Raw genomic sequence first — 3,649 nt, 5'->3', positions numbered from 1 at the left:
TATCGACGGGTCTTTGTCCCAGTAGCGACCACAATGCCATTTCGACTGCGCCAGTATCGGAAGCCGGAACGATACCTAGACGATAATCGCTGGGAACACCTAAAATTTTCTTGGAGCGATCGATAACTTCTGCTAATTTGGCTTTGCCATCTTCAGAACGGTGGGAACGACCGACACAGGCATTTTGCAGCGCAGAAACAGACCAGCCAGGACGTTTGGCACAAGGCCCAGAGGAGAAATGGGGAACGCTAGGCTTGGTTGTGGGAGGATTAAGAGATTCTGACATTTCTCAATTTAGTTCAATAGTTACAGGCGTTACAGACAAATATCTCACTTGTCTGGTACAAGCTTCGTGTAAAAAGTTACTGTACTTCTACGCCCTGTATTTCCTTAGCAAAAGCGGCAAGGAAATGCAATCGTTATCATGTTAGCACTAACATTGTCGTTCGCATTAATCGGTTTACTCGGATTCGTCAGACAATTTTAGATGAGAGGATTTTGGATTTTGGATTGACTCCGCAATGAGCGGACGGCTCTGGAAATTGGGAAAAATTTTTTGATGATTACCCTTGAAATGGAAGGCTTGTCACCCTTTTTTTCGATCGTTCAAACAAAATGCGATCGTCTTTAGTGACAGAGCAATTTTAGATTTAGATTGAGAATCGATAAGTTTGGTTAAGATATTAGATTATTTATGAAATCAATCCAAAATCCAAAATCCAAAATCTAAAATCCTCTGACGAACAAGCTAAAACGCGAAATTTCGTAGCTCTGAAACTACCATTTTTTGTAAGGCAAAAACTTGCCATTCATAACCACTTTTACGCGATCGCCCTTCGGATCTTCTTCTTTCTCCACATCTAAAGTAAAGTCGATCGCACTCATAATTCCATCGCCAAACTTCTCGTGAATCACCTCTTTCAGAGGCATTCCATAAACTTGCATAATTTCGTAAAAGCGATAAATTAATGGATCTGTAGGAACAACTGGCCCCAATCCTTTGACGGGATATTGTGTCAGTTCTTTAGCATAAGCCGCCCCAAGTCCCAAAGCTTCAACTAATTTAGTTGCTTCTTCTTCAGAAGCACTTGCTTGACGATAAATTACGGCGGCGATCCATACTTCATCTCGACCTAAAATTTTTTCTAAATCGGCAAAGCTGAGCTTCATTTCTTTTTTGGCAGCTAAAAGCCGTTGGGTAATTTCTGGAATCATCGCGTTCCTGTACAAGTAAGGTGGGCAATGCCCACCCTACTGCTTTGTACGTTAATATTTTTGTGTTTAAAGAGACAAATTTTGATGCGATCGCAAGAAATCTTCCACTTCAGCGGCGGTGGGTTGAGCTGCGATCGCACCCGGTTTCGTTGCCGTCAACGCACCCACAGCAGTAGCATAAGTGACAATGCGTTTAGCCGTATCCGCATCGCTCAGAGATTTAATCCCATGCTGACAGAGTTGATGCACAAACCCAGCCACAAAACTATCCCCCGCACCAGTAGTATCGACAACATCCACTGAAAAAGCTGGCAATTCGCCTTGGTTTTCTGCCAAATAATAAGCACATCCCTTTTCCCCAGCGGTGACTAAAACACCTTCACAGTGATTCAATTTATGAGCGATCGCACCCGGATCGATAGTGCCAAACAACCATTCCGCCTCTTCCTCAGAAAGCTTGAGAAAATCAACGCGCTTGAGTAAATCTTGGATAACGTGAGGAGCGAGGTCTGGATGAGGCCAAAATACCGGACGCCAATTGATATCTACCAGAATTTTGACAAAATGCTGCTCTGCAATATGAAGGGCTTGGGAGATCGCTACCCGACTTTGGGGATAAGCTAGTTCCAGAGTCCCCAAAACCAAAAACTCTGCCTCTTCCAATAACTTAACTGGCAGATCGGCAGCTTGTAAGCGAGTATCGGCAAACTCTGTAGTATTGTAATTTCCAAAACCTGCAAAAGAGCGATCGCCGGTTTGCGATCGCAAAACATAAACTTGCCGCGTTGGCGCGGTAGGATGACGTTGGACTCCAGCTACATCCACCCCAACATTTTGTAGCAGTTGCACCAGCGCGTTCCCAGGTTCATCCTCACCAACACAACCGATAAATCCAGATTTTGTCCCCAACTTTACCAAACCACAAGCAACATTGGCCGGAGCGCCCCCCGGATAGGGAGTCCAAGATTCAACCTCGTCAAGTGCGCGTCCCGCTCGATCGGCCAAACAGTCGAACAAAATTTCACCCAGACAGAGAACACGGATTTGACTCACAGTTACATTCCTTGAAGTGCCTTATGGCAAGACTATAAACCTTTAGCTGAAGCAGCAGATAGTTAACGAGAACCAAGTCATTGTCGTAGAAGATCTGGCAGTGAAAAAAATGGTCAAGAATCACAACCTAGCTAAGTCTATAGGTGACGCTGGTTGGGGAATGTTTCAAACCATGCTGAAGTACAAAGCAGAGCAGTCAGGCAAGATTTACCTTGAAATTGGGCGATTTTTCCCTTCGTCGCATTTGTGCAATGCAACACTGCTACCGATTCCAAAGATGGATCTTTCGGTGCGTTCTTTCCTCTGTCCTCATTGCAGCGTGTATCATGACAGAGACGTGAATGCTGCCATCAATATCAAAAATGAAGGCTTGCGGATTTTGGCGTTGGGAACCAGCGTCACTGCCCTTGGAGGCAATGTAAGACCAAAGCGGTTTGGGCGTAAGTCTACGACTGTAGAGGCGGTTGCCGATGAATTGGGAAGCCCACACCGTACCGCAAGCGCGATCGGTGTGTGGTAGTTCACGTAAAATTACAATAGGTACATATACAGGTATAGAAATCTATTATGGCTGGTACCGCGTCTGGGGCTTCGGCCTCTCTCTCTGACAGAGAGCTGCAAATTATCGAGCTGGTAGCTGCTGGCTTAACCAATGAGAAAATTGCCGAGAAGTTAGAAATTAGCAAACGCACCGTTGACAACCACATCAGCAATATTCTCACGAAAACAGCGACTGACAACCGGGTGGCATTGGTGCGCTGGGCTTTGCAGTGGGGCAAAGTTTGTATAGATGAAGTGAACTGTTGCACGCTGCCGACATACAGGGAAGATCAAATAATTTCCTAGATTTTTGCATACAAAAATTAGGCCGGCAACTTAGGGAGATCGCGATACAGTTGATAAAAATCCTTAAGCTGTATCCGCACTGCGGATTTGTTGATATGACGACTTCTGCTTCTCCTCAATCTCCCTTTGACTTTTTCGGTTTGGATTGGACAGCACCTCACCCCAGACAAGATGCCGATTTCCTCAAGCAACTTCCCTTTGTCCCAGGATTAAAAGAATTTTTAATGCTGCGACAGGTACACGCCTTGGAACACGCCACAGTTTGGGTTTTGAGCGAATCTGGCAATCAAAGAGAGCGAGGAGGGGATAACGATCTGTTGGGCGGGATGTCCACCGAGCGGGGCTTTTACCTCTACGGTAATGTCAATGCAGCTTCTTTGCAGCGTGCCGTGCGTACAGCCTTGCAACGCATTACCGGCGGTGAATGGAATTTAGCGGTGCATCCCCGCTGCGGTACAAACTTGTCCGTCGGGATGGTGCTGACGGCAGGACTCGCCTTTGGCATTCATATGCTGCTACCTAAAGGGCCTCTAGT

Annotated in this window: 6 protein-coding genes; 3 read left to right on the top strand and 3 right to left on the bottom strand. The window is 46.0% G+C overall.

All coding sequences use genetic code 11. The annotated features are described in order from the left end of the window. The 3 genes from H6S82_RS23830 to H6S82_RS23820 all read right to left on the bottom strand — a co-directional run. Positions 1-286, bottom strand: a 286-nt coding sequence (locus H6S82_RS23830) for a hypothetical protein (RefSeq protein ID WP_347339539.1), incomplete at its 3' end; no start/stop codon positions are given. A 491-nt stretch (positions 287-777) separates the two neighbouring features. Next, positions 778-1,215 carry a cyanase gene (gene cynS / locus H6S82_RS23825; protein ID WP_190462666.1) on the bottom strand — a complete coding sequence of 146 codons (438 nt, stop codon included), beginning with the start codon at positions 1,213-1,215 and terminating at the stop codon, positions 778-780. 66 nt (positions 1,216-1,281) lie between these two features. Beyond that, positions 1,282-2,268 carry a PfkB family carbohydrate kinase gene (locus H6S82_RS23820; RefSeq protein WP_190462664.1) on the bottom strand — a complete coding sequence of 329 codons (987 nt, stop codon included), beginning with the start codon at positions 2,266-2,268 and terminating at the stop codon, positions 1,282-1,284. 46 nt (positions 2,269-2,314) lie between these two features. Here H6S82_RS23820 and H6S82_RS23815 point away from each other — a divergent pair, with 46 nt between their 5' ends. The 3 genes from H6S82_RS23815 to H6S82_RS23805 form a co-directional block, all read left to right on the top strand. After that, a complete protein-coding gene (locus H6S82_RS23815) occupies positions 2,315-2,788 on the top strand; it encodes a transposase (RefSeq protein WP_322111852.1) in 474 nt (157 codons plus the stop codon). Between the two features lie 47 nt (positions 2,789-2,835). Next, positions 2,836-3,114 (top strand): helix-turn-helix transcriptional regulator, encoded by a 279-nt coding sequence (locus H6S82_RS23810; protein ID WP_190462662.1) that lies wholly within the window; start codon positions 2,836-2,838, stop codon positions 3,112-3,114. Between the two features lie 95 nt (positions 3,115-3,209). Next, positions 3,210-3,649 (top strand): DUF6391 domain-containing protein (locus tag H6S82_RS23805; RefSeq protein WP_242057089.1); only part of this gene is annotated, 440 nt, incomplete at its 3' end.

It is taken from the genome of Planktothrix sp. FACHB-1355 (genome assembly GCF_014748295.1).
GTDB classification, from domain to species: domain Bacteria; phylum Cyanobacteriota; class Cyanobacteriia; order Cyanobacteriales; family Aerosakkonemataceae; genus Aerosakkonema; species Aerosakkonema funiforme_A.
Note: the sequence above shows the minus strand (reverse complement) of the source record. Positions and strands in the feature narration are given on the sequence as shown.

What these genes read in the sequence shown, in the direction of transcription:
- H6S82_RS23810 (WP_190462662.1), top strand. Translation starts at nt 2,836, where the DNA reads ATGGCTGGTACCGCGTCTGGGGCTTCGGCCTCTCTCTCTGACAGAGAG.
- cynS (WP_190462666.1), bottom strand. Translation starts at nt 1,215, where the DNA reads ATGATTCCAGAAATTACCCAACGGCTTTTAGCTGCCAAAAAAGAAATG.